The sequence below is a fragment of the Sphingomonas sp. GW821-FHT10F11 genome (assembly GCF_058809095.1).
This window is the reverse complement of the sequence record NZ_JBXASH010000001.1, coordinates 60,515-85,733: the sequence shown is the minus strand read 5'-3', so window position 1 is coordinate 85,733 and position 25,219 is coordinate 60,515. Positions and strand designations below refer to the sequence as shown.

At 66.7% G+C, this 25,219-nt stretch carries 15 protein-coding genes and 1 pseudogene; 8 read left to right on the top strand and 8 right to left on the bottom strand.

Going from position 1 to position 25,219, the window contains the following annotated elements; genetic code table 11:
• Nucleotides 1-19: 19 nt before the first annotated feature.
• The 6 genes from AC1RT8_RS00410 (at nt 20) to AC1RT8_RS00385 (ending at nt 12,103) form a co-directional block, all read left to right on the top strand.
• Nucleotides 20-1,453, top strand: a complete 1,434-nt coding sequence (locus tag AC1RT8_RS00410; RefSeq protein WP_493073001.1) for an aldehyde dehydrogenase family protein — start codon at nt 20-22, stop codon at nt 1,451-1,453.
• A gap of 141 nt (nt 1,454-1,594) precedes the next feature.
• On the top strand, nt 1,595-2,986 hold the full coding sequence (locus AC1RT8_RS00405) for a multiheme c-type cytochrome (RefSeq protein ID WP_493072996.1): 1,392 nt from the start codon (nt 1,595-1,597) through the stop codon (nt 2,984-2,986).
• Nucleotides 2,983-4,947 carry a heme-binding protein gene (locus tag AC1RT8_RS00400; RefSeq protein WP_493072992.1) on the top strand — a complete coding sequence of 655 codons (1,965 nt, stop codon included), beginning with the start codon at nt 2,983-2,985 and terminating at the stop codon, nt 4,945-4,947. The genes AC1RT8_RS00405 and AC1RT8_RS00400 overlap by 4 nt, the downstream gene beginning before the upstream one ends.
• Before the next feature lie 135 nt (nt 4,948-5,082).
• Nucleotides 5,083-6,912 (top strand): hypothetical protein, encoded by a 1,830-nt coding sequence (locus AC1RT8_RS00395; protein WP_493072990.1) that lies wholly within the window; start codon nt 5,083-5,085, stop codon nt 6,910-6,912.
• Nucleotides 6,912-10,862, top strand: coding sequence for an LVIVD repeat-containing protein (locus tag AC1RT8_RS00390; protein WP_493072986.1), 3,951 nt, complete (start codon nt 6,912-6,914; stop codon nt 10,860-10,862). The genes AC1RT8_RS00395 and AC1RT8_RS00390 overlap by 1 nt, the downstream gene beginning before the upstream one ends.
• A 305-nt stretch (nt 10,863-11,167) precedes the next feature.
• On the top strand, nt 11,168-12,103 hold the full coding sequence (locus tag AC1RT8_RS00385) for a glycosyltransferase (protein ID WP_493072982.1): 936 nt from the start codon (nt 11,168-11,170) through the stop codon (nt 12,101-12,103).
• 17 nt (nt 12,104-12,120) lie between these two features.
• Here AC1RT8_RS00385 and AC1RT8_RS00380 read toward each other — a convergent pair whose 3' ends face one another.
• The 3 genes from AC1RT8_RS00380 to lanM all read right to left on the bottom strand — a co-directional run bounded on the left by AC1RT8_RS00380 (nt 12,121) and on the right by lanM (nt 17,125).
• Nucleotides 12,121-13,434 carry a hypothetical protein gene (locus tag AC1RT8_RS00380; RefSeq protein WP_493072979.1) on the bottom strand — a complete coding sequence of 438 codons (1,314 nt, stop codon included), beginning with the start codon at nt 13,432-13,434 and terminating at the stop codon, nt 12,121-12,123.
• Nucleotides 13,421-14,206, bottom strand: coding sequence for a hypothetical protein (locus tag AC1RT8_RS00375; RefSeq protein WP_493072974.1), 786 nt, complete (start codon nt 14,204-14,206; stop codon nt 13,421-13,423). The genes AC1RT8_RS00380 and AC1RT8_RS00375 overlap by 14 nt, the downstream gene beginning before the upstream one ends.
• A gap of 69 nt (nt 14,207-14,275) precedes the next feature.
• The gene (gene lanM, locus AC1RT8_RS00370) at nt 14,276-17,125 is read right to left on the bottom strand and encodes a type 2 lanthipeptide synthetase LanM (protein ID WP_493072972.1); all 2,850 of its coding nucleotides are present in this window, start codon (nt 17,123-17,125) and stop codon (nt 14,276-14,278) included.
• Between the two features lie 88 nt (nt 17,126-17,213).
• On the opposite strand from lanM, the gene AC1RT8_RS00365 reads away from it, so the two are divergent.
• Nucleotides 17,214-17,459, top strand: a complete 246-nt coding sequence (locus tag AC1RT8_RS00365; protein ID WP_493074688.1) for a hypothetical protein — start codon at nt 17,214-17,216, stop codon at nt 17,457-17,459.
• 115 nt (nt 17,460-17,574) lie between these two features.
• Here AC1RT8_RS00365 and AC1RT8_RS00360 read toward each other — a convergent pair.
• Nucleotides 17,575-17,778 (bottom strand): annotated as a pseudogene (locus AC1RT8_RS00360) (hypothetical protein); the annotation flags it as partial.
• A gap of 109 nt (nt 17,779-17,887) precedes the next feature.
• On the opposite strand from AC1RT8_RS00360, the gene AC1RT8_RS00355 reads away from it, so the two are divergent.
• Entirely contained in the window at nt 17,888-19,126 is a 1,239-nt protein-coding gene (locus tag AC1RT8_RS00355; protein WP_493072971.1) for a hypothetical protein, read from the top strand.
• Between the two features lie 30 nt (nt 19,127-19,156).
• Here AC1RT8_RS00355 and AC1RT8_RS00350 read toward each other — a convergent pair whose 3' ends face one another.
• Genes AC1RT8_RS00350 through AC1RT8_RS00335 form a run of 4 tightly spaced genes read right to left on the bottom strand, consistent with a single transcriptional unit; the run spans nt 19,157 to nt 25,163 of the window.
• Entirely contained in the window at nt 19,157-20,008 is an 852-nt protein-coding gene (locus AC1RT8_RS00350; RefSeq protein ID WP_493072969.1) for a phosphodiesterase, read from the bottom strand.
• A 19-nt stretch (nt 20,009-20,027) separates the two neighbouring features.
• Nucleotides 20,028-21,827 carry a cytochrome c3 family protein gene (locus AC1RT8_RS00345; RefSeq protein ID WP_493072968.1) on the bottom strand — a complete coding sequence of 600 codons (1,800 nt, stop codon included), beginning with the start codon at nt 21,825-21,827 and terminating at the stop codon, nt 20,028-20,030.
• A gap of 7 nt (nt 21,828-21,834) precedes the next feature.
• A complete protein-coding gene (locus AC1RT8_RS00340) occupies nt 21,835-22,713 on the bottom strand; it encodes a hypothetical protein (RefSeq protein WP_493074652.1) in 879 nt (292 codons plus the stop codon).
• Nucleotides 22,710-25,163 (bottom strand): cyclic nucleotide-binding domain-containing protein, encoded by a 2,454-nt coding sequence (locus AC1RT8_RS00335; RefSeq protein ID WP_493072966.1) that lies wholly within the window; start codon nt 25,161-25,163, stop codon nt 22,710-22,712. Before AC1RT8_RS00335 ends, AC1RT8_RS00340 begins: the two co-directional genes overlap by 4 nt.
• Between the last annotated feature and the right edge of the window lie 56 nt (nt 25,164-25,219).

Sequence of the window (25,219 nt, the reverse complement as noted above, 5' to 3'; positions counted from 1 at the left end):
GGGCCATCAGGAGCTTCCAATGCCCCTTCTCAAGGACATTTATCCGCTCTATCTCAATAACCAGGCGGCACAACCTAACACCGATCTCGAAGTCACCGACAAGTTCACCGGCGCGGTCGCCTTCCGCGTGGCGCAGGCCGATGCGGCGACGATCGATGCGGGGATTGCAGGTGCGGTCCGCGCGGCCGAGCCGATGGCGCGGATGGCGTCGTATGAGCGCCAGGCAGTGCTCCAGCACTGCGTCGACCGGTTCAAGCAGCGCTTCGACGAACTCGCCTATGCGCTGTGCGTCGAGGCGGGCAAGCCGATCAAGGACAGCGAGGGCGAGGTCGGGCGGCTGATCGACACCTTCCGCATCGCCGCCGAGGAATCGGTGCGCATGACCGGCGAAGTCCAGCCGCTCGACATTTCCCCACGGGCCAAGGGCTATCAGGGCATCTGGAAGCGCGTGCCGATCGGCCCCTGCTCGTTCATCTCGCCCTTCAACTTCCCGCTGAACCTGGCCGCGCACAAGATCGCGCCCGCGCTCGCGGTCGGCTGCCCCTTCGTGATGAAGCCGGCGAGCCGTACGCCGCTGGGCGCGATCATCATCGGCGAGGTGCTGGCCGAGACCGATCTGCCCGAAGGCGCCTTCTCGATCCTGCCGGCGCACCGCGAGGGCGCCGACCTGTTCACCGAGGACGAAAGGCTGAAGCTGCTGAGCTTCACCGGGTCGCCTGGCGTCGGCTGGGACCTGAAGGCCAGGGCAGGCAAGAAGAAGGTCGTGCTCGAGCTTGGCGGCAATGCCGCGGTGATTATCGACCATGACGCGGATCTCGACGATGCGCTGGAGCGGGTGATCTTCGGCGCCTTCTACCAATCGGGCCAGAGCTGCATCGGGGTGCAGCGGATCATCATCCATGAAGCGGTCTATGACCGGTTCCGCGATATGCTCGTCGCGAAGACGAAGACGCTGGTCGCGGGCGACCCCAAAGACCGGGCGACCTTTATCGGGCCGATGATCTCCGAGGGCGAGGCACGGCGGCTCGACGGATGGATTCAGCAGGCGGTGGCGGGCGGCGCACGGTTGCTCTGCGGCGGCAAGCGCGAGGGTGCGATGCTTGAGGCGACGCTGCTCGAGGATGTCGACCGGTCGAGCGCCGTGTATCGCGAAGAGGCCTTTGGCCCCGTCGCTTTGCTGAGTAAATTCAGTGATTTCAGCTCTGCTCTTGCCGAGGTGAATGATAGCAAGTTCGGGCTTCAGGCCGGCATCTTCACCCGCGACCTGTTCAAGATGTTCGATGCCTGGGACCGGCTCGAGGTGGGCGGGATCGTGATCAACGACGTGCCGAGCTACCGCGTCGACAACATGCCCTATGGCGGCGTGAAGGATTCCGGACTGGGTCGCGAGGGCATCCGCTTTGCGATGGAGGACATGACCGAGATCCGCAATCTGGTGATCCGCCGACGCTGAACCGCCCCTTTGTCCCGCTGACAGACACGTTTTACGCTGTTCTGATCAGACCGTTTCGGGCAGACGTAGAGCGGGTTGCACGCGTTTCGAGAGACGCCGCCAAAGCGCATGGCGCGGGTGGCCAAGGGGACTAGGCGCTGCATGGCGATCGGGGGCCATATCGTCGGATTGCGGATCGGCGCGCTCGTCACGAGCGTCGCCGCTGCGGCCGCGCTTGGCTTGGCATTGATCATCGGCTCCTCGGCCTCGCTGGCGGGGCAAACCGCGCGCGAGACCAGCGGCCTGGAAGGCGTGGCGAGTTGTGCCGGCACCACCTGCCACGGCCGGATGGAGGCGGACGGCGTCATCGTCCGCCAGGACGAACTGATGCGCTGGCAGGAGCCCTCGACGCCCGGCGGCGCGCATAGCCGGGCCTTCGCCGTCCTCTCCTATCCGCGGGCACGCCAGATCACCGCGACGCTCGGCCTCGGCGAACCGACCGCCGCGCCCGCCTGTCTCGGCTGCCATACCACGCCGGCCAGCGGGACGACGGCGCGGCGCTTCCTGCCCGGGGACGGCGTGGGGTGCGAAGCGTGCCATGGCCCCGCAGCAGGCTGGATCGCGTCGCACTACACGGTAGGGGCGAGCCATGCCGCCAATGTCTCGCGAGGCATGACGGCACTCGACCGGCCAGCGATACGGGCGGCGGTGTGCCTCGATTGCCATTTCGGCAGCGGCAAGCCGGGCCAGTTCGTCTCGCATCGGATGATGGCGGCGGGGCATCCGCGCGTCTCGTTCGAGCTCGATCTGTTCTCGACCCTGCAGCAGCATCACGACGAGGACGCGGACTATATCCAGCGCAAGGGCCGGACGGACAGCGTGCGCATGTGGGCGGTCGGCCAGGCGATGGCGGTCAACCGCATGCTGACTCTCTATGCGACGCCGAAGGGCACCGAGGGCGCCTTTCCCGAATTCTATTTCTTCGACTGTCATAGCTGCCACCGCCGCATCTATGACGGGGAGGACCGGACCAGAACCTGGGAGAGCAATCCCGGACGGCCGATCCCGGCAGGCATGCCGCCGTTCAACGACGAGAACATGATCCTGCTTGCCGCCGCCGCGAAGGTCGCGGCACCGGGCATGGCGGTGCGGTTCGACAGCGACAGCCGGGCGTTCCATGCGGCGCTGGCCAGGGATCGCGGCGCGGCCGTGGCGGCGGGTGGGCGGCTGGCAGCGACCGCCACGGCCCTGGCATCCGCACTGTCCTCGGCCGGCGGGGGCGATACTGCTTTTGCGATGGTCGATGCGATCGCCGGGCCGGGCATTGCGCCGCGCTTCACCGACTATGAGGGGTCGGTGCAGGGCGTGATGGCGATCGACACCTTGCTCAATGCGCTGGTCAAGGAGAAGCGCGTGACGATCGGCGCGGCCGCTGGAATCCGCGCCAATATCAACCGCGCCTATGCCGCGGTGAAGGAACCGAACGCCTATCGCCCCGCCGACTTCCGCGCGTCGCTCGGCCAGGCCGTGCGCAGCATCCGGGCATTGCGATGAGGAGGAGGCTCACCGGCCTGTTGGCGAGCGCCGCGCTGATCCTGTCGGGGTGTGGCGGCAGTGGTGGCAGCTCGGGCGGTGGATCGCCCGCACCGACCCCGGCGCCCGCCCCAGCCCCGACCTCGACCCTCTACGCTGTCCCGGCGGCGGAGTCGTTGAGCGTCACCGATGTGCAGACGGTGATCGCTCGCGCTGCCGCCGAGGCCAATGCACGACATCTGCCCGCTGTGATCGCCGTGGTCGACCGGGTCGGCAATGTGCTGGCGGTGTTCCGCATGACCGGCGCCGCGGCGAGCGCGACCACCAGTGCGGCGCCGAACGGCGCCAATATCGACGCGCAGAACCTGACGGTGCCTGCCGAGGCCGGGGCGATCGCCAAAGCCATCACGGGCGCCTATCTGTCGAGCGGCGGCAACGCCTTTTCCACGCGCACCGCCAGTCAGATCGTCCAGACGCATTTCCCGCCGGCGCCCTCGACGGTCGGGCTGGAGAGCGGGCCGCTGTTCGGGGTGCAGTTCAGCCAGCTACCCTGTTCCGATCTCGTCGCGCGCTACGGCGCGGCTGGCGCCATGGCGTCAATCGGGCCGAAGCGCTCGCCGCTGGGCCTTTCCGCCGACCCGGGGGGCTTTCCGCTCTACAAGAACGGGATGGTGGTGGGCGGCATCGGGGTGATGGCGGACGGCGTGTACGGCTTCGACCCGAACATCCTCGATGGCGACAATGATCCGGAGGAAGCGATCGCGCTGGCCGGGACGGTCGGGTTCGAAGCGCCGACCGCGATCCGTGCCGACCGAATCTATGTCGACGGGACTCAGTTGCGTTTCACGGACGTGAGCTATGCCGGGCTGATCGCGACGGGCACCCCCAGCTACGCGGCGACCAATCCTGGCCTAGGGACATTGGTCGCGGTGCGGGGATATTTCGGCATACCGACTCCGGTGGTTCTTGCTGGATCTACCTATGGGAGCGAGAGTTCTGGGATAAGAACTTCTACTGCAGCTGAATTTTCTAATCGCGATGCCTTTGTCCTGACTGACGGATCGGGTGTTGACCGTTTCCCGATCCGCGCCGGCACGGATGGCGCCGATATCGCCCAGCCGCTCACCGCAGCCGAGGTCCGGACGGTGATGGAAGAGGCGTTCGCGGTGATGAGCCGGGCCCGAGCACAGATCCGCCAGCCGCTCGACAGCCGGGCGCAGGTCAGCATCTCGTTGGTGGATACGCGCGGGGCGGTGCTCGGGCTGGTGCGATCGCCCGATGCCCCGATCTTCGGCACCGATGTCTCGCTGCAAAAGGCGCGGACCGCCGCTTTCCTCTCGAGCCCGTTTGCCGGGACTCAATTGCTCGGTGACCCCAGCGCCGATGTGCGCAGCTTCGTCGCGGCGACGCGGACTTTCCTGGGCAATCCGAGCGCGTTGACCGGGTCTGTCGCCTTTGCCGATCGGTCGGTCGGCAATCTTGCCCGCCCCTATTTCCCCGATGGCGAGGTTGGCAGGCCCAATGGGCCGTTCTCGCGACCGGTCGCGCAGTTCAATCCCTTCTCGACCGGGCTGCAATCGGCATTGGTGTTGACCAATCTCGGGCAGCATCTGAACTTCGTCACGGGCGCAAGCGGGACGGATACGCCGCAACGCTGCACCTTCATTCCCGACGCGGCGCTGGGACAGAACCGGCTGCAGAATGGCTTGCAGATCTTCCCGGGATCGGTGCCGATCTATCGCGGTTCCGTGCTGGTCGGCGGGATCGGCGTGTCGGGCGACGGCATCGACCAGGACGACATGATCAGCTTCCTGGGGCTGCACAATGGCGGGTTGCGGGTCGGGAGCATCGGCAATGCGCCGGTGGCGATGCGGGCGGACCAAATGGTGGTCGCTCCTTCGAATGTGCGGCTGCGCTATATCAACTGCCCGTTTGCGCCGTTCCTCGATAGCGCGACGCAGAATGTCTGCGCGGGGCTTTAAGGTGCTGCCGCCTCTCCAATCGTCATGCCGGACTAGTTCCGGCATCCACCGTTCCGCAGGAGCCGCGGCGGTTTGGTTTGCGGCCCGATGGACCCCGGAACAAGTCCGGGGTGACGAAGAGGGAGAGGCTGGGTCATGAGCCCCCTCCTGTCCCCTTTCCTGCTGCTGGCAGGCATGGCCGACCAATCAGCGCCCGTTCCGCCGCCACAGGCCGAGCCGCCCCGCAAGGAGGAGGCTTCCCCGGTCGAGACGATCGAGGGCCGGCGCCGGCCCGGCTACGAGAAACCCCTCCCCGACCCGGTCACGCAGAACAACATCGGCGCGGTCCGGCCGCCGCCGCCCGAGGCGTTTCCGACCGACCAGATTCCGGTGCCCGATCGCTGGCGGCTGATTCAGTCGCTCGGGCTGGTCAAGGAGCGCTGGTTCGACCCGTACAACCAGAACACGCTGAAGGGCGACCGGCCGATCGACCCGGCCAAGGTGCCGTGGCTGCCGATCCACGGCGAGGACTGGTTCTTCGCTGCGAGCGCGGTCAGCGATACCGTGCTGGAGCCCCGCACCTTCCCCATTCCCGTCGGCGTGCAGACGACCGAGCGACCGCAGAGCCTCGACATCTTCGGCGAGGATGCGAGCTATGTTTTCTCGCAGACCTTCATCGTCGGCGCGTCGCTGTTCAAGGGATCGACCGCGTTCAAGCCGCCCGAGATCGAATATCGCGTCGCCCTCGCCTTCAACATCAACCATGTGAACGTGCCCGAGCGCCGCGTGCTGTTCGTCGAGCCGAGCAAGCCGAGCCATCGCACCGACAGCTTCATCGGCGTGCAGGAGTTGTTCGTCGACTATCACCTGCGCAATACGTCCGACCGCTATGACTTCGAATCGATCCGTGTCGGAATACAGCCGTTTCAGAGTGATTTCCGTGGCTTTCTGTTCAACGATCAGCAACTCGGCGTGCGCTTCTTCGGCAATCGCGACAACAACCGCTTCCAGTTCAACCTCGCGGCGTTCTGGCGGCTGGAAAAGGACACCAATTCCGGCTTGAACAGCGTCATCGAGCGGCCGCGCGACGATTTCGTGTTCATCGCCAATGTCTATCGTCAGGACTTCCTCATTCCCGGCCTGACCAGTCAGGTCACCGCCGTATACAACCGCAATCGAGAGAGCCGCCGGATCGAGGCGGATGATAACGGCTTTCCGGTCCGTCCGGCCCTGCTCGGCGACTTGCGCGGGCGGGATTATGACGTGGTCTATCTCGGCTACAACGCCGACGGCCGGATCGGACGGCTCAATCTGACGGCGTCACTCTACGGCGCGCTCGGGCAGGATCGGAACAGCTTCTTTACCAGCCGGCCGGCGCAGATCAGGGCCTATTTCGGCGCGGCCGAGCTGAGTTACGACAGGGACTGGATGCGCTTCCGCCTGTCCGGGCTCTACGCGAGCGGCGACAAGCGCCCGTACGACAATGTCGAGAACGGGTTCGATGCGATCTTCGAGAACCCGATCTTCGCGGGCGCCGATACGAGCTACTGGATCCGCCAGACCATTCCCTTTGCCGGCGGCGGGCGGGCGGTGGCGATCAGCGGGCGCAATGGCGTCCTGAATTCGCTGCGGTCGTCCAAGGAACAGGGGCAATCCAACTTCAACAATCCGGGGACTGCGTTGGTCGGCGTGGGCGGTGACTTCGACATCACACCGACGACGCGGCTGTCGACCAATGTGAACCATCTGTGGTTCGCCGATACGGCCGTATTGCAGACGCTGCGCAACGAGGGGAGCATCCCGAAGGATATCGGCTGGGACCTGTCCGCCGCGGCGATCTGGCGGCCCAAGGCGACTCAGAACATCGTGGTTCGGCTGTCGGGCGCAGTCCTGGTGCCGGGTAGCGGCTTTCGCGACCTGTTCGCGGCGAGTGATCGGGATCGGTCCTATTACTCGATCCTCGCCAATGTGATCCTGAGCTACTGATGCGCAGGCTCCTCTTCCTCCTGCCGATCACGATGGCGCTGGTGCCGGCGGCGATGCTGCGCGCGAGCGATGAGGAGAAACCGGTCGCGCGGATCTATGCGCCGATGCTGGCCGCGCCGATGAGCCAGACACCGGAGCAGGTCTCCGCCAAGTCCGAGGGCTGTACCTCCTGCCATACCCGCACCGACGAGCCATCGATGCACGCCAGCCCGGCGGTCCGGCTCGGCTGCACCGACTGTCATGGCGGCGATGCGGCGATCCGGGGCAATCCCGATCTCGGATTCAACGACCCCGATTATGTCGCGGCGCGCGAGAAGGCGCATGTGCTGCCGCGCTATCCGCATAGCTGGAACTATCCGGACTCGGCCAATCCCAAGGGGAGCTACACGCTGCTCAACAAGGAGGCGCCGGAGTATATCCGCTTCGTGAACCCGGGCGATTACCGGGTGGTGCGCAACAGCTGCGGCGCCTGCCATCTCGAGGTGATCGAGGCCGCCGAGCGCTCGATCATGGCGTCGGGGGCGATGCTGTGGGGTGGCGCCGCGTACAATAACGGCATCGTGCCGTTCAAGAATTACGTGTTCGGCGAGGCCTATACCGACAAGGGCGAGCCCGCGAAGATCGTCTCGCCGGGATCGCCGCCGGGCACCGTGACCGAAGCGGAGGCGAAACGCGGGGCGCTGGCGGCGATGTATCCGCTGCCGACCTGGCAGGTGACGCCGCCCGGCGACGTCTTCCGGGTGTTCGAGCGCGGCGGGCGCAACGTCAGCACCCAGTTCGCCGAAGTGGGGCTGCCCAACCCGACCGGATCGATCCAGCGACTGGAGGAGCCGGGGCGCCCTGACCTGAAGCAATCGAACCGCGGGCCCGGCACGGGGCTGCGTGTCGCCATTCCAGTGCTCAACATCCACAAGACCCGGCTCAACGATCCGCTGATGTGGTTCATGGGGACCAACGAGCAGCCCGGCGACTATCGCGGATCGGGCTGCACCGGCTGCCATGTGATCTACGCCAACGACCGCGAGCCGCGGCACAGCCTGATCTATGCCGAGTTCGGCCGCGACGGGCAAAGCGCGACGGTCGACCCGACCATCGCCGCGAAGACAGCCAGCGCAGGCCATGGCGGGCTGATCAAACCCGGCATGCGCGAGAGCGGCCACCCGATCCGCCACGCCTTCACCCGGGCGATCCCCACCGCGCAGTGCATGAGCTGCCACATGCACCAGCCCAACATCTTCCTGAACTCCTACCTCGGCTACACGATGTGGGATTATGAATCCGATGCGCCGTCGATGTGGCCGAAGGAGCAGAAATACCCGACCGCGGCCGAGGTGCGCGCCAGCAACGATCGCAATCCCGAGGCGGCGGCCGCGCTGGGCAAGTGGAGCGACCCGGATTTCCTGCGCAACGTGTACGATCTCAACCCGGGGCTGAAGGACACCCAGTTCGCCGATTATCACGGCCATGGCTGGAACTTCCGCGGCGTCTTCAAGCGCGATCGCGAGGGCAATCTGCTCGATGCCGAGGGCAAGATCGTCTGGCCCGACGACCCCGAGAAATGGCGCAAGAAAGGCGAAGGCGCGTTCGTGCCGCCGGGCACCAATCCGGGCAAGGCCGTCCACCTGATGGACATCCATGCCGAGAAGGGCCTGCAGTGCGCCGACTGCCATTTCTCTCAGGACAGCCATGGCAACGGCCTGATCTATGGCGAGGTGGCCAATGCGGTCGAGATCGGCTGCAAGGATTGTCACGGTACCGCCGACGAGTATCCGACCCTCCGAACTTCGGGCCCGGCGGCAAGACCGCGGGGTAATGACCTGTCTATATTGCGAAATCCCGACGGCCAGCGCCGCTTTGAATGGATCGGCAAGCCGCTCGGCCCGCGGATCCTTATCCAGCGATCGATCGTCGATCCCAAGCTCAGCTGGGAAGTCCGGCTGGTCAAGGACAGCGTCGATCCGGCCAACAGCCATTTCAACGCCAAGGCCGCGCGCGCGAAACTGATGAGCCGATACGGCGGGGAGGACGGGAAATTCTCCTTCGGGCCGGGCATCCCCGCCGTCGACCGCGCGCATGGCGAAGACAAGGTCACCTGCTACACCTGCCACCTCAGCTGGACGACGAGCTGCGGCGGCTGCCATCTGCCGATCGAGGCGAACTGGAAGTCCACGACCCATCATTTCAAGGGCGAGGAAACGCGCAACTTCGCGACCTATAACCCGCAGGTGGCGCGCGACGACATGTTCCAGCTCGGGCGCGGCATGACGACCAAGGGCAATGTGGTGACGCCGGTGCGCAGCACCTCGGCGCTGGTGCTGTCCTCGACCAACGTCAATCGCGAGCGGATCTATATCCAGCAGCCCCCGATCAGCGCGATCGGCTTTTCCAGCCAGGCCTTTGCCCCGCATTTCCCGCACACGGTGCGCACGACCGAGACCAAGACCTGCTCGGACTGCCATTTGTCGGCGAAGGACGACAACAACGCGATCATGGCGCAGCTGCTGCTGCTCGGCACCAATAGCGTCAATTTCGTCGGGCTGAACGCCTGGACCGGGCTCGATCGCGGGTTCGAGGCAGTGCGGGTGACCGAATGGGAGGAGCCGCAGGCCGTGATCGGCTCCTATCTGCAGCGCTATGCCTATCCCGATTATTGGCGGATGCATGTCGAGGGGAACAGGCGCGAGCTGAAGAACTGGGTGCGCGGCAAGACCTTCGACAAACGCTTCTCCGGCGAGACAAGGCCGAAGGAGGAGTTCCGCAACGTGGTGCAGGGCACGTCCGACCGGGTCGGCTGCCTGCAGCTGCGCGGCGAATATATGTATGTGGCGGAAGGGCGCGGCGGTTTCCGCGTCTATGACGTCGCCTCGATCGCCAACAAGGGCTTCTCCCAACCGATCGTGTCGGCGCCCTTTTCGAAGCTCGGGCAGAATACGCGTGTCGCGTCGAGGAACGCGACCTGCATGGCGCTGCCGACGGGCCAGCCGATCAACCCGCAGCGCAACACACCCGCCATGCGCGAGATGAACCAGGAACAGCCGTTCCTGCCGATCTACAGCTATGCCGCGATCACCGATGCGGTCGAGGGGCTGATCCTCGTCAATATCGAGACCATGGCGGACGGCGAGTTCCGCAACAACTTCCTGAAGCGCGCGGTGACCTGGAACGAGGGCGGCGTGCTGAAGGGCGCGCGGCATATCGTCCTGGCGGGGTCGGTCGCGTATATCACCACGGATGCCGGGCTGGTGGTGGTCGACCTGGCCGATCCGCTCCATCCGCGCCTCGCCGCCGTCCGGCCGCTCCGGGATGCGCGGGCGAGTGCGATCCAGTTCCGCTATCTCTGGGTGACCGATGCCGAGGGCGTGAAGCTTTTCGACGTGACGAAGCTGCTCGATCCGGTCGCGGTGCCATCCGCCACGATCCCGCTGGCCGATGCGCGGCGGCTCTATGTCGCACGGACCTATGCCTATGTCGCGGCGGGGGCCGAGGGTCTGGTGATCGCCAATGTGACCAACCCGACGCGGCCGACGATCTACAAGAAGGTGACGTTCGACGGGCAGCTCAACGATGCGCAGGACGTGATCCTGGGCAGCACCAATGCCTCGCTGTTCGCCTATGTCGCCGACGGGCGGAACGGGCTGAAGGTGCTGCAACTCACCTCGCCCGACAGCCAGCGCAACTTCTACGGCTTCTCGCCCGCGCCGATGCCAGAGTTGATCGCCTGGGCGAAGACGCCCTCCCCTGCCTTTGCCCTGTCCAAGGGGCTCGACCGCGACCGGGCGGTGGACGAGACGGGCGGGCAGATCGCGGTGTTCGGACGGCTCGGCTCCCGGCCCTTCACCCGGCCGGAAATGGAGCGGCTGTTCCTGACCAGCAAGGGCGTGCCGTGGAAGGTAAGCGATGCGGCGGACATGAAGGACTGGCGCCCGCCGATGCTCGCGCCGAAGCGGTAAAATCCAACAAAAGTGCGATTTTTCGCGTCGTTTTTTTTCTTCCGCTGTTATGTTGGATTTTCAGCAATATTTTTCCGTTGAGCGCCAATGCCTTGAGGTGGGTTTTCCCTGTTATGCCATAACAGCGGAAAAACGTGCCGAAATTGCGGGAAAACGACGCGATTTTACCGCTGATCGGCGCGGAAACGCTTCCAACATTCAAACAACAATGAGAATGAGCGGGGCGGCACGAGGAGGGCGCCGCCGGGCCGCATCCTGCATTGTTCGCGCCAGCGTTGAATCGAGCGGACCTGACGAAAGAGACAATGGCTTCACGACACCGCCTGTTGCTGATCCGACACTTCGGTGAACCCACCGGCGGCAACGTCAAGGTGCGCGACTATTACATGCACGCGGCGGCGCACCCGTTGATCGACGCTGCCCTGTGGTTTTCGCCCGGGTCCCGCCACCGCGAAAGCGACATCTGGGACGGGGTTGCCGACGCGGCGATTGTCAGCGATCCTCGCGCCGACCTTGCCGACGCCCGGTTTGTCGCCCTGAACGGCAAGGACTGGTCGCTGCTGCCGGAACGCGCGTCGGGCCCGGAAATTCTCCATTTCACGCAGCATCCCGGCTATCTCACCGACCCGGTGCTCCGCGCGTATCTGGCCCGGCCGGCGCGGCGCGTCTGCACGACCCCTGCGTTGCGCGACGCGCTCGCACCGGCGGCGTGCGGGCCGATGCATCTGGTCCCGATCGGCGCCGCCGACGGATTCTTCGCCCGGCGATCGGGCAGCAAATCGATCGGCGTGACGATCCTGTCCGGCAAGCAGCCCGCGCTCGCCGAGGCGCTCGCGGGGCGCCTCCGGCGTCGCGGGCTTGCGCCCGTTCTCGCCGCCGTCCCGCGGTTGTCGCAGCCGGCATATGAGGCATTGATCGGGGCCACGGATGTGCTGGTCGCCTTGCCCAACATCATAGAGGGATTCTACCTCCCCGCCCTGGAGGGAATGGCGGCGGGATCGGTGGTGATCACCAATGATGCCGGTGGCAATCGCGGCCATTGCCGGCATGAGGTGACCTGCCTGATCGCACCGCGCGACGACCTCGATGCGCACGAGGCCGCGGTGATGCGCGCGCTGTCCGATGTACCGCTTCGCGACAGGCTACGCGCGGGTGGAGACGTGGTCGCGAGCAGGCACACGATGGCGGAGGAGCGTCGCGCTTTTCACGCCGTGCTCGATGTCGCGCTGGCCGAACGCTGACGCCCGGCGGCAGGACATCAGGCAGTGGCGCGGAAGAAGGCGTGCTTAGATCCCGAGCCGGGCGCGAGCCTGCACCCGAGCGGGCCGGCAACCAGCCACGCACCAAGGAGCGCGAGCTCATCCGCGACGATCTGGGCCGTCGGAAAGGGCGAGCCCGGCACCGTGCCGATAAATTCGATCTCGACCTGATCCAGCCCTCGCTGCCGCGCGGTGCAGCGGTCCAAGCTGACCAGATAGGCACGCCCTTCGGGAAGGGCGAAAGGAATCTTGGTCTGCGCCTTTTCGAACATGGCCATGCATGTCCAGCCAAGCTCGCCCGTGAACTGGGCGACCGAGCACAACGCGCCGTCGGTATCGGTGGTGCGCGACGCGACCGTGTCACGCAGCAAGGCCGATCCGAGCCGGCGTTCGCCCCGCTTGCGCTTGGCTGACAGGCGACCGGAGGCAGTCTCGACCACCGTGCACTCCGCGCCGACGTCATCATCATGGCAGACATGGTAGCGCCGCACGCGCTCGATACGTCCCGGTGCCGGCAGCAGCACATCGAAGGTGTCGACGATCGCGTCCGCCACCGCATCGGCGTCGTCGTCCGCAAGCCCGCCGGGAACGTCGAACTTGATCTCCATTTCCGGAAAGCCGGCGGGTGCCGGGTCGATCCGCTGCCGCAGCTCGTCCTGGAAAAGCAGCGCCAGCGAAGCGTTCGGCCGCACGCGAATGGCACCGCCCGGATCGAGCGCCTGCCGCACGGTATCGACCGCGGCGCGGGTCGGCGCCTTGATTTCCAGACGCGGTCCGAGCTCGCCAAGAGACGTAACCGTCCCTGCCGCCGGGTCGATACGGAACAGCATGCGCGTGCGATCGACCGTGATCCGCCGCAGCTCGGCGGCGGGCCCGAACGGCGCCGCCGCTCCGGCCGAGAAGCTTCGATGCTCGCGCGCCGAAACCCGCACCGAATGGACCCGGTACACCCGGCCGCGCGACGTCAGAAGCGGTGCGCCGTCATCGGGCATCGTGCGGAGCAGGACCGGGCCCAGCTGTTCGACTCTACCCACGGGCGATTTTGCCTGAAGCTTGCCTTCCACCCCGGACGAAAGCACCGCCGCCACGGCGTCGGCCGACACCTCGGGCAAATTCCGGTAGGCGCGCATCCGGATCGCGGTAGCAACGTCCCAGTCGCCATCGACGGGATGCAGGAAGAAGGTCAGCGTGTGCCTGAACGGTCGCGGGATCAGCGGCCAAGCCACCAGCCGCGCGGAGACCTCGTCAAGATCAGCCGCGAACAGATCGCCGCGCCATTCGACACGGCTCTTGCCCGATTCAGTGCCAGACATGATGCACAGCGGGGTAGATCTTCATTTCAACAGGGTGGCCGGGCCGCGCGACCAGCTTGGCGTGATTGAGCGTCCGCACCACCCCGCTTCGCGCGTTCAACAGCTGCCCGGTCCACCGCGCCCAGTCAGGCAGTTCGTCAACGACGGGGCCAGCCGCCTCGCCGGGCCAGGAGAGCCAGCGCGCCACGTCCGTATCGCCGCACCAGCCGCGACGGCGACATATCCCGAAGAAGCGCTCCCAATCCTTCACGTAACATTCCATGCCGACCCGATCGGACAGCGCACCGCCCGTCACATCGACGCTCCCCACGCAATGATTGGTCACATCGGCCACGCTCGCCGCGAGTTGCTCCAACGGTGCAACACACCGGATTCCTGCGGCCAGAAGGTTGAGACGAAGCAGAGAAGGTGACCGCGCCGGCATTGCCGCCACATGCGAAACATGCGGCGCCAGGTCGTCGGGGACCTGCGTTCCCGGTACGACGGTCCCCGCGACCGCGCGCACGGCAGCCTCGCGGGCGGGCAGATCACTGCGCAGCCCGACAAACACGCCCGGCGCATCCCTGTAGGGAGCGTCGAACTCGAGATACACGCTCTGCACGAACGCCGCGCAAGCCGCATCCTCGTCGAGGCACGCGGCGAGGATTCGAGGGTGGAACCGACGCCACTCCCCTTTGCGCGGCGGCACATGGGCGCACAGGCTCATCGTGTCCGTGTCGCCGCTCTTCAGCTCGAACGCGATGTAGGACGAGAAAGGAAGGGTCGCCGCCATGCGCTGGAGTCCCGGCGCATCGCGACCAATGGGCAGAAGGTCGATCAGAGGCAGGAGCGAATCCGGCACCTAGTCGAGGGCCAGCACGCAGGGCAGCGTACCCGGACGGGCGCACCGCAACAGGCTGTAGCCGATACCCGCCGAGCCGCGAAAGAAGCCCGGCTTGACGTCGTCCGCCGATGCGTTCGCCAGCAGGCGGAAACCCCCATTCGCTTCCGCGCGCCGGCTCAGGAAGACGCTCGCCGCCACGGCCTCGTCGACGATCGCGGCGCGCCCCTGACGCACGCCCGCTTCCAGCAGCCAGTCGATCCGGCCCATGGTGCCGCAGCATAGATAATCGGGTCCCTGGATGCCGAACCGCCGCGTCGCGTCGATTGCCGCGTCGATCTCCCGAGCGCTCCCGGCCTCGTCGCCCTGCAGCCGCGACAAGCCGATGCCCGGCGCACCGTGACACCAGGCCATCGAGAATCCGGGCGCATCGTCAACGCGAACGGCATCCCGAAGATCGGGCCAATTGCCCTGATCGACGCTGAACAGGTCCTGCTCATAGGCGCGCGCTTCCGCCGCCGCTTCCGCCATCCGCACGTCGCCGGTGACCTCCGACAGGCGCAGCAGCGCCATCGCGATTCCGGCGGCCCCATGGCCCATGCCGGTCAGCGGCACCGACGCGAAGGTCCGCCACGCGCGCCGGCCATCTTCGCCTGTCCGGTGCCGCAGCAGATGGTCACCGCACGCCTCCGCGCGGGCCAGCAGCACCGGGTCGGGTCTCATCTTCCAGAGCGCGAGCAGTGCGCACAGCGTACCGGCACTGCCGCTGGCGATGTCGTAATAGCGGTCTTCCTCGATCCGCTCCGGCGTGATCAGGCGCGCCGCCTCGCCTGCTGCGCTGACGAGGTGTGAGTCACCGAGGATGCTGCCCACCCGCGTGAGCGCGTACACGACCGATCCGATGCCGCTCAGACCGCCGGCGGGCACGCTTCGACCGAGCGCCTCTCGCAAGGTCGCGTCGTCGGACGTCAGTGCGCGGCGCAGCGGCTCGACCGTTTCCCGGGCGGCGGAAATATAGCGGTCGTCGCGCAGCACCATACCGGCGGCCGCCAGGAATATGGCGATGCCGGACGTGCCGCCGTACAGGTCGAACCCGACCGGTTCGACCTGGAAGCACGGTGCCGGCGACCTGTCCTGCAGGGCGATCCAGCTTCGCCCGCCATCGACCAGGAAGCTCGCCTGCAACAGCCGGTCTGCGATCGTTCGGGCAGCGCGCAGCAGGACGGCATCGCCCGCCGAACCATCATGCTGGGGAAAGGGCAGCGGCGGTTCGACGAACGGGACGGGGATGGCAGCCAGGGCGCGCAGCGCGCCCCTGACGATCGCCTTTTGACGGCCGAAGGCCTCGTCGTTCCAATGCCGGAGCCGTGCACCAACGTCATTCCAGGGCGAATCGCGAAAAGGCAAAGACGAGGGTGCGAGTGTCGAGGCCCGACACGCCACGGTGAACAGCGGAATATCGCGCCGCCGCAGCGCCGCGCGTTCCTCTTCGGCGAGCTGCCGCTCCGCCACGGGATCGCACAGGACCTCCAGCGCCTTGTCCAGCAGATCGAACGCCTTTTCGTGCGCTGCGGGTGATTGCAGGCTCTCCGGTTGGGACGCTTGCCAGAGCAGCTCGGCATAGAGCTGAGTCGGCCGATAGATGAAGCGCGTCGTCAGCGCGGCGAAGACCTGCAACGGCAGCTCGTCCTTTGCGCCCTCCAGCGCGCGCCACGTCTCCTCGAACCCCGCCTCGACCTCGGCCTGCCAGTCTGCGGCGCTGGTCGGAGCGCCATCCAGCCGTGCCAGGTTGGGCATCGGCCGCGACGGCAGCTCTCCCCAGGTCAGCCGCATCGCGTCGGTGTTGACCTCGAGCCACACAGGGCCACGCGCGGCGGTGTCCGCGCCACCGCTCAGACCGCTTATGTCGACGAGCCGGCCCGTATCGGTCAGTTCCCAGCGCGGCAGATAGCCTGACCGCGCCACCGTATCCCAGCCCCGCGGATCGGCGATCTCGTAGAGGCCGGTCGCAGCCAATGGCGGCACGTAGCGCGGCTGCAACAACGTCTCCGCGTCGACGAGGACCGGGTACCGGCCATGCGCGACGACATTCTCGCAATGGCAGTCTGTTGCTCCCAGCAGGTACAGCAGCGCGGCGAGCCCGCCGGCACGCCGGTAGAAGTGCCGGACGTCGCCTGCATCCGTGCAGGGGAGCGTCTCGACATATTCCATCCAGCCATAGCCGGCTTCGCTGCGGACCCACGGCACGTACCAGTCGAGATCCGGCCGGTCCTGATCCGGCGGTCCCGGATTGCGGTTGCACCAGTCGAGCAAGGCGGAGAAGGCGTGTTCCATCGCCACGCTGCGCGGCTTGTAGATCATCGACCGGCCGCCCGCCATGAAGAGCCGCACGACTTCCCGGCCGCCATTGTGCGGGTCCGAGCCGGCCATGCGCAGGCCCTCGACGGCCGTCGCGGGGAAATCCTTCCGCACCCGCATCGCCAGTTCCGAACAGAAATGCGTCCAGTCCCGGATCAGCCCCGCCATCACCTCCGCGAGAACGGGATAGTCCGCATGGACGTTGCTCCACCCGTCGTCGAGCAGCCACGCCACGAAGGCGCGGTAGCGGAAATCGGCGGGTCGCAACGTTTCGGCCGAGACGAACAGCGATACCAGGCGCGCGCCGGGGGCGGAGAATTGCTCGAACGCGCGCTGCAAGGTCGGCGCCGAGGCGGCCGACAGCCTGCGCACGAGATGGTCGGCCAGCGCATCCCGCGCCGCGGGATGGAATGCCGTGAAATCTAGCCCGGCGAGCGCCGCCTCCCGCAACGGCCGCAGCGCGTGGTGAAAAGGAATATCGGCACTCTCCGGGCTTTCGCTCAGAGCGTGCAAAGGCAGGTCTGCGTGTTGAACCCGCACTGCATCGAATAGCCCGAAGCCGTACTCGGCGAGCTGCACGGCGACGGCCCGGGGGTGGGCGTTGGGCCAGGCCCGGGAGGCGACGGCGGTGAAGGCGGTTCGGGCGACGGCGGCGGTGGCGGAGGCGACGGCGGGGATGGCGGCGAAGGCGGTGGCGGCGGCGGTGGAGGCGGCGCCGGGGGTTCCGGCGATGGCGGCGGCGGCGGCGGAGAAGGCGGCGATGGCGGCGGCGGCGGCGGAGGAGGTGTCGGCGGGGGTTCGGACGACAATGACACATATTGGATCGGGTCGGCCTGCGGCGCGGTAACGCCGGCCGCGCCGGCCTGTTGTTGCTCCAGCGTCGCGATGTGCGCCTGCAGCTGGTCCTTCGTGAAGACGTAGCCATGGTCGTTGCCCAGCTGGACCGCCGCATCGAGGAACGCGTCGTGCGATTGCGCGCGCGCCAGCGTTTCCTGCAATGCCGGATCCTGAAGCAAGACGCGCTGGAACTGCTCGATCGGCGGGAGCGACTGGACGGCCGGTTCGGTGCCTGACGTCTGGCCCTGCCCCGTCAATGCCTGTCCGCCCGCGCGTGCGGCCCCGGCTGGATCGTTGGGCGACTTGGCACCCTGCTCGTCTTCAGCCATCGTTCCGCTCCCCGATTGGTACGTTGGATGCCACCCTATCATGCAAGGAAACAGAGTCGAGATGCCGGGCGAGCCGATACCACCGCCTTGCCCATTGTTTCGCGACGCGATGATTCCGCGCCGCATCGGCGATCTCGATGATGATGGCCTTCGACCCGACACCGCACTTCCCCTTGCCGGCGCGCGCCTGGTCTTTGCCGACCACGCCTTGTTGCAGAACGACTTCCCCCCATTGCGGGACGATGCCCTGGTGGCGGGCGGTTGCGCGCCCGATCAGTGCGACGCCGTGCGCGAGGCGTGGCTGCTCGAGCACGCCGCGCTCGTCTCCGTGACGCAAGCGGCGCAGGACATCGCGAACACGCCGATCGCCACGCGCGACGAACCCCGCCGGGTGTGGCGACCCACGCGCTATGGCCGCGCCTTTCTGTCGGACACCGGGTGCGGGCTGCTGGATATGAAAGGCACCGGCCGGGAGCCGAATTGTGCGCCCGCGCTTCAAGTGCACAGCAATGGCCTGTTGTTGATGCGCGACGGGTTGCGCGAGGTCCTGTTCCAGTGGGTGATCGACGCCGTCTTCCGGCATGCGGCGCCCCATTTCTCCACCGTGCCGGTCTATGGGTTTATCGACACGGGCTTCGGCGCGACGTCGATGTCGGGGACCGTCGAGCCGGCGGGGATCATGGTGCGACGCGCCCATCGTCGCGCACGGGGCAATGTCGATCTGCCCGTCAGCGGCTCGCGCGACGAGGCCGTGAAGGTCGAGATCGAGCTGTTGCTGCGCCATTACGGGATCACCTCGGCGAACCGCGGCACGCGCTTCCTGTTCAGCGACGAGGAGGAGCTGGTCGCGTCCTTCGCGGGAACGCCGGTGCCGAGCCTTTCGCCCGACGATGCGGCGACGGTGCGCGGCTGGATGCGGGGGGCCAGCCGGCTCGCCGGTGACGGCATGAACGTGCAGACCGTGCGCGCGCCGGACGACCGGATATCGTTCGATGCGCAGCTGGTCGATTTCGGCCAATATCAGGTGCGCGGTCGTTTCGACGATCCGCTGGTGAGTATGGGATATGGGCGCCTGCTGAACTGGAGCGCGGGATTGTGGCCCGACGACCCCCATTTCGTGCAGCCGGTTCCGGCGCTTGCCCTGTCGGTCGAGAAATGGGGATTCGGCGCGCACAGCGCCACCGATCCCGAACGAGGCAAGCGCAAGGACGGCGAAGGAGCGACGCTGTTCACGGCGGCGCTCACGCGCGACTTTCGCGATGGGCGGCTTACTGGCGGCGAGGTGAATCGAGCGATGCGCGACTATGTCGCGGACACGGTGCGCACATGGCCCCGCGTTACGGCGTAGAGCATGGGCGCAATGCCGGCCAGGCCGACCCTACGATCGAGCTGAGCGTTCCTCGACCATCTGCCGGACCAGCGGCTGCATGCGATCATCGAACTTCGCGAGCACGACATGGTCCTGCACCGAGTCGAAATGGCTGACCAGACCCTGGTTCCAGCGGTGGAGCGCATAGCCGGGCGGGTCGGCGTTCACCATCGGGCGATCATCGAGTTGGTCGGGGTCGATCGGGTTGAGATCGAGCGACAGCTCCGCCGCCGTGGCGGGGCAGACCGTCAGCGCGATGCCCTTCCACGAGGCGACGATCGTGCGGTGGAGATGGCCGCACCAGATCGCCCGAATCTGGCGATGGCCGGCGATCGCATCGGTGAAGCGTTCGATCCAGGGCTGGTCGGGGCCGGGGTCCATCCAGGCGATGCCGACGTCGAGCGGCGGGTGATGCATGACGATCACGGTCGGCGTGTCGCGCTGTTCGGCCAGGCGGGCCTTGAGCCAGGCCGCACGGATCTCGCAGAAGCCGCCGCCGTGACGGCCGACCTCGAGCGTGTCGAGCACGATGATCCGCAATCCTTCCAGCGCGATGCAATATTGCACGAAGCCCGAGGCGAGCGGCACCTGCGGGAAGAATTGGGCGAAGGTGTCGCGGTCGTCGTGGTTGCCGAGGCAGGGGTAGACCGGAAACGGGCATTGCCGCAGCGCCTCGGCGACGCGGGCATAGCTGTCGGCATCCCCCCGATCGGTGAGATCGCCGGTCGCGAGCATCAGGTCCGGCCGGTTGCGGCCCCCGGTCAGCTCGGCGAGCACCAGATCGAGGCGCTGGCGATTGGCCTCCGCCGGGTTGTCCGGCTCGAAACCGAGATGAATGTCGGTGACCTGCGCGATCAGCATGATCCCCCCTCCCTGTTTATTATGGCGGCCCTGCGGCAGGTACGGCGATCGGCAGCGAACGGATGCGGGCCCTGGTTTTCGACGGCATCCAGGGCGCGTCCGCATCGGCATGATAGCTGTGGCACATGGCGCAGCTCGACTGAACCTTGGCGGCGGCACCCTCGCCGGCATGGCAGGTGCGGCAGGTCCTGATACCCGGCAGAATCAGATCGTCGGCCGAGCTGGATTGTTGCGCGGTGTGGCAGCTCTCGCACTTTTCGGTCCGGTGCGCGGCGTGATCGAACCAGCCATGCATCATGTAGCGCATCGGCTGATGTACCGGCAGCACCGTCCAGTCGGCTGCCCCGCCCGCCCCCGGCGGCGTGATGACATGGCAATCGAAACAGGCGCCGTTCTTCGTGAAGACCGCCCTGATCGCGGCATCGGCATTGCCGGGTCGAGCACCCGGGCCGAAATAGGCGTGATAGACCTGGCCTGGGGCATAGACACCGGGGCGACGACGATCGTTCGGCCCCGGTCCGCTCGATGGGTTTGCACGGTATGTCGCGCGCAGATCGGCGATCATCTGCGGGACGTCGCCATGACGGAGCGTGCGCACCGTGCCGCCGATCCGGTCGAAGCCGAGGCTGTGGCACATCTGGCAGCTCTGCTCCATTTTCACGGGCAGGAAACGCACGCCATCGGCGCTGGGCTTGTGGCAATCGGCGCAGACCAGCGCATCGCCGAAGCCGTTCCGCGCCTTCATCGTCTGCGCCATGCGCGCCACGCCGCCGCGCGTGTCGAGATGCAGCTTGTGCGGGAATTTCAGGCCATTGTGTTCGGTCGGCAGGCGATCGAGCGACATACGGGTGAGCACCGGCCTGTCGCCGGGCATGGTCGCGACCAGCGGCTGGAATTGCGGATGGCTGGTGCCGAAATCGCCGGCATTGCCGATCCTGGTGTCCGCCAGCCGGGTCTTGAGCGAACCATGGCAGTCAGCGCAAAACGCCTGGGGCGTCGGCGGCATCGGCCCCGCGCCTTCATGCTCGGTATGGCAATCGACACAGGCGCCGGCGCCGGGCTTGCCGAAGGTCTGGGCGACCCTGGCCAGCATCCGGCCGGTGAAATCGGGCGCCTCGCGGGCACCAGCGAGGCGCGCGGGCGGCGCGTGATCGTGCACGTCCTTGTGGCAGGCCGTGCAGCTGTCGTCGCGGACCGAGACGAATGCCTTGACGTGACACGCCTCACAATTGCCCTCCAGCGCATGGTGCGCCTGGCTGAGCGGGCCGCTCGACCAGCTATGGTCGGCCTTGAGCGCGTAGATGCTGCGGGTGTCGGCGCGGTCGCGGTCGAGATAGCTCCATACCGGCCAGGCGAGGAAGCCGAGCAGCACCGCGGCAACCAGCAGCCAGGCGGTCAGGCGCTTGCCCGGGAGCAGGCCCTTGAGCGAATAGGCGGTCGCTTCCTCGCGTTCCTCGGCGGTATCGGAGATCGCGCCGACCCGCGCGACGGTGAGGATGATCTGCCCCTCGGCATCGCGCGTCACGGTGATGCGGTGGCCGCCAAAGCCGAGTTCCGCGCCCTTGGCGGCATTGATCTCGCCGCGGCGCACGGTGCGGCCGTCGATCTCGAAGCCCAGGGTGCCGAGCGCGACGACGACGATACGCCGGTCATCGCGGCGCTCGATCCGGGCATGGCGTGGATCGACGGCGAGATCGGGCAGCGAGATGTCGTTCTCGGCGCCGCGGCCGATCGTCACGGCATCGCTGTCGATCCGGGTCGTGCGCACGATCTCGCGGTGGTCCGCGGTATAGCTGATCTGGCGGAGGAGGAAGGTCACGCCGCCGTCACCAGTAGAAGAACACGCTGACGATATGCGCGGTGAGCGCGGCGATCAGCGCGAAGGTGAAGGGCACATGTACGTAGAGCCAGATTTCGAGCATCGCCTTGAATCGCAAATGCCGCCTGAGCTGCGCCAGCATCGCCAGTTTGCGTTCGAGCAGCGCGTCCACCCGTTCGAGCGGGTCGTCGCCCACATCGGGACGCGGCCCGGTACGTTCGCGGATGGTGTCGAAGGTGCGCAAGGTCGCGCAGCGCGCGTAGCGGCCCGACAGGCGCGCAATCAGGCCGCCGCCGAACGGGTCCTGTTCGAGCGAGTTGCGGACCAGCTCGGCCTGGCGCTGGCCGAGCGGCTGGGCGGCATCATGAAGCTGGCGGTCGATCGCGCGGAGCGCGTCGAGCATCTGGGTCTGAGTCATCTCCTCGCGATTGGTGCTGAGATAACCGGGGATCGCGGCATAGGCGGTGATGCCGTAAAGGCCCGAGAGGATGACCAGCATCATCAGCGCATAAGCGAGCGAGTGGACGTTCCAGCCGAACTGGAAACCGGTGTGCAGGGTCGCGATGACGATCAGGCTGAGCCCGAGATAGACATGCGCGCTGGTCCACGCCTTCAATGACCAGCGACCGCGCGTCATGGCGCGTTTGCGGATGCCCAGCAGGCTGAGCCAGAGGATCAACAGCACGCCGATCGTGCCGAGCGTATAGCCATAAGGCGAGCCGCCATTGGGGCGCGGCGTCACGTCGATCAGGGCATAGCCGAGGATCGCGATCAGGCTGACGGCGAGCGCGATCTTGAGCCAGCGGAAGCTTTTGTGGCGCAGGAATCCCTCGTGCAGCGCGACCTTGCCCGGGCGCGCCGAACCTCGGGAGGCGCGGCTGGCTATGACTGCGTTCCCTCTTCGAGCCGCGCGACGTCGAGGAACTCCTCGGGCGCGACGCGGATCGCGGCGCCGGTCGGGCAGGCACGGACACAGGCAGGACCACCATCGATGCCCGAGCACATGTCGCATTTGATGGCTTTTTTGGGCTTCTCGATGCCTGGTTTGGCGTGTTCGTACCGCCATTTTTTGGTGGGCTCGCCCGGGCCAGGGCCGATACCGAGGAACATCCAGCTGAGCAGGCCCGGTTTCTTCGGCGGCACGCTGTCCATGCGGATCACGCCGTACGGGCAGTTGCGCTGGCAATTGCCGCAGCCGATGCAGGTATCGTCGATCACCACCTCGCCGTCGGGACCGCGATGGATCGCGTTGGGCGGGCAATCGGCCATGCAATGCGGGTGCTCGCAATGCCGGCAGCTCGTGGGGACGTGGAGATGGGCATAGGTGCGCCCGGCTTCGCGATCGAGCCGGGACAGGCCTTCATGGCTGTCGGCACAGGCCTTTTCGCAATTGTCGCAGCCGACGCAGAGAGTCTCGTCGATCAGCAGCACGTCGGTCGCCTCGCCGATGCCGTTCTCGACCAGGAAGGTCGCGGTTTGCGAATACATGTCGACCACGCCGGAAAAGCTGTCCTTCCGGCTCTCGACGAACGCATTGATGTTCTGGCGCTGCGCCATGTCGGCGCGGGCCTTTTCGAGCAGGCGGGGCTTTGCCTCCATCAGCCGGCGGAAGGCAGTGCCGGGGAGCTTGATCACTTCGGACTTGATCGCTGCCTTGACCGTCGCGGTGCGCTTGCCGCCGCCGATCAGCGCCATTTCGCCGACATAGGAGCCGGCGGGGAGATAGGAGAGGAAGACGGGTTTGCCGCCGACATTCTTCTCGACGATCATGCTGCCGACGCGAATGACGAAAATGTCCTCGCCCGCCTCGCCTTCCGTGATGATCGGCTGGCCGGCACGCACCGTCTGGATCTCCGACGCGTCGAGCAGTTCGGCGATGTCGGCCGAGGTCAGGCCCGAGCCGAACAGCTGGAGCAATTGCCGCTCGACCGAGATGCGGGTGACCGCGCGTTTCGCCGCTGGGACCGAGGCCATCAGTTTCAGCGCGGCGGTGCGCGAAACCTCGACCGCGATCATGTCCGAGCCCGCGCGCACCGTGGCGCCGCGGCGGCGGCCGGAGATCAGGCCGACCTCTCCAAAGATCGAGCCCTGCTCGATGGGGACGGTGATCGAAGGGTTGTCCTTGTCGACCTGGACCAGCGCGGTGCCCTGCGCGATCGCGAACAGCGACGAACCGGGGTCGGCGCGTTCGAAGATCACCTCGCCCGCCTTGTAGGAACGTACCTCGGAATCGAGCATGAATTCGCGCATCTGCAGCGGCGACAGCTCGTTCAGGATGGTGACGTTGGCGCGGAGCATTTCGAGCCATTCGTCGACCGAGCGCTTCGCCTTGAAGCGGGCGAATTTGGCCGCGAGGATCGGTTCGTCGGCGGGCTTCAGGCTGGTATTGCCGTTGATGAACTCGACGACGTCATAGCCCTGGTTCATGCAATGCTTGATCAGCGGATAGCCGGCGAGCGCGCCGATGACGAAGATGCCGGGCTTGGTCGATTCAAACACGGGCGAGAGCTTGGGGAATGCCTCCCGGTCAGCGCTGCTGAACTCGATGCCGCAGCTTTCGACGAAGGCGCGCGGGGCAGCCGAGCCCATGCGAGCGATGATCCGGTCGCAGCGGATCGTCTCCTGACCGTCGCGGGTTTCGAGCACCAGCTCGCCGGGGCGGACCTCCGCAGGCGTGGTTTCCAGGCGGATCGAGATGCGCCCGGCATCCGCCGCCTCGTTGAGTAGTTTGACGTTGGCGCCCTTTGACCGGGCGAAATCGGCCGAGCGGTTGAGGATGGTGACGACATTGCCCTGCGCCATATCGGCAGCGAGGCCGAGCGCATTCTCGATGCCGGCGTCGCCCGAGCCGATCACCGTGATATGCTCGTCGACATATTCGCCGGGATCGTCGAGCTGATACTGGACGTGCGGCAGGGTCGATCCGGTGCAGCGCATCAGGTTCGGATTGCCCTGCGTGCCGATCGCCAGCACCACCGTCTCGGCCGTGACGGTCGATCCGTCGGTCAGCGCGATGCGGAAATCGCCGCGCTCCCCCTCGATCGCCTTCACCTCGCTGCGATAGCGGACATTGATGCCATGGCTCGCGGCGAGCTTGTCCCAGATGCCGAGGATCGCCTCGCGCTTGCCCGCGTCAAATTGCATGTCGGAGCGGAGCACGAGCTGGCTGGGCGTCGCCATGACGTGCTTGCCCTTCTGGTATTTGAAGATCGTATCCGAGAGGTGGTCGGTCTTTTCCAGCAGGACATGGCTGAGCTTGAGCTGTGCGGCACGCGCGGCGGCGCTCAGCCCCGCGGGGCCCGAACCGATGATCGCGATGCGGACCCTGTCCGTCACGCCCTGTCCCCTATACCCCGCGCCGCGGACGGTGCGCCCCCGTTCAGGATTGCATT